This window comes from Mesorhizobium sp. B1-1-5 (assembly GCF_006443065.1).
Classification (GTDB): domain Bacteria; phylum Pseudomonadota; class Alphaproteobacteria; order Rhizobiales; family Rhizobiaceae; genus Mesorhizobium.
This window is the reverse complement of record NZ_VFWS01000420.1, coordinates 1-1,355: the sequence shown is the minus strand read 5'-3', so window position 1 is coordinate 1,355 and position 1,355 is coordinate 1. Positions and strand designations below refer to the sequence as shown.

The following is a 1,355-nucleotide window of genomic DNA, read 5'->3' as shown; positions in this document are numbered from 1 at the left end:
CGCCTTGCGGATGCTGACGGCGCCCTGGTAGCCCATATCGAAATTCTTCGGCCGGTAGCCGCCGAAATCGGCCGGGCTGTCCTCGATCAGCATTTCCTGCGCCACCAGTCCCTGTTCGAAGGCAAGACCGTAGATGAACGGCTTCAGCGTCGAGCCGGGTGAGCGCACCACCTTGGTCATGTCGATCCAGCCGGAGCGGCTGGCGTCGAAGAAATTGGCCGAGCCGACTTCACCTAGAATATCGCCGGTGCGGGAATCGGCCAGCACCATGGCGACGGAGAGACGCGCCCCAAGCTTGGCGGCGGCGTCGCGCGCTACCTGTTCCAGCCCTTCCTGGACGCTCTTGCGGATCGTCAGCTTGAGCGGCTGGCCGGGAACCGCCTTGGGCAGCATCGCATAGGCGGCGTGCGCGGCGAGCGCCGGCAAGCTACGGCGCAGGCCAGACACATCGTCGAGCGCGGCGCGCGCGGCCTCGCGTTCGCCAAGCAGGCCAGCCGAGGCCATGCGGGACAGCACGCGGTCGCGGGCGGCGTGCGCGATCGCGAGATTGCGGTCGGGCCGGCGCTTTTCCGGCAGTTGCGGCAGGGCGACGAGAAGCGCGGCTTCCGAGACGGTGAGCCGCTTCGGCTCCTTACCGAAATAGGCGAGCGAAGCGGCGCGCACGCCTTCGAGATTGCCGCCATAGGGCGCCAGCGTCAGATAGCGTTCGAGAATCCCGCGCTTGGACAGCCGCCGCTCGATCTGGATGGCGCGCAGCATCTGCTTGAGCTTGGAGCCGAGGCTGCGGCTGTCGCGCGGCTCGATCAGGCGGGCAAGCTGCATCGACAGCGTCGAGCCGCCGGACACGATGTGGCCGCTGGTGGCGAACTGGCCGGCGGCGCGGGCAAGCGCCAGCACATCGACGCCTTCATGGTTCCAGAAGCGCTTGTCCTCATAGGTGACCAACATGTCGACGAACTGCTTGTCGACCTGGTTGAGGCGGGTTTCGAGCCGCCAATAGCCATCAGGCGTGGCGAAGGCGCGCAAAAGCTGGCCGTCGCGGTCCTGGACTTCCGTCGAGACGGTAAGCTTTTCAGGAAGCGGAGGCGGGAAGGCGCGGTCGAGCTGCCACAGGGTAGCGGCGGAAACAGCAATAACAGCCACCAAGGAGGTGCTAGCGATAGCCGCGCGGCGCAGGAATTTTCTTGAGGGCATGGCGCTGCCCCTCATCCGCCTGCCGGCACCTTCTCCCCGCATAGTGGCGGGGAGAAGGGAGCTGTCGCAATCGTCGGCGCCTTTTCTGTAACGTTGAAAATTGGCGAAAGCCTTGGTGCAAGCCGTCTTCTCCCCGTCACTATACGGGGAGAAGGTGCCGG

Annotated in this window: 1 protein-coding gene; it reads right to left on the bottom strand. The window is 65.9% G+C overall.

Annotation, left to right across the window (positions count from 1 at the left end):
* The coding region (locus FJ980_RS31990) for a transglycosylase domain-containing protein (protein WP_181181385.1) at positions 1–1,194 on the bottom strand (1,194 nt) is incomplete at its 3' end.
* Positions 1,195–1,355 lie beyond the last annotated feature (161 nt).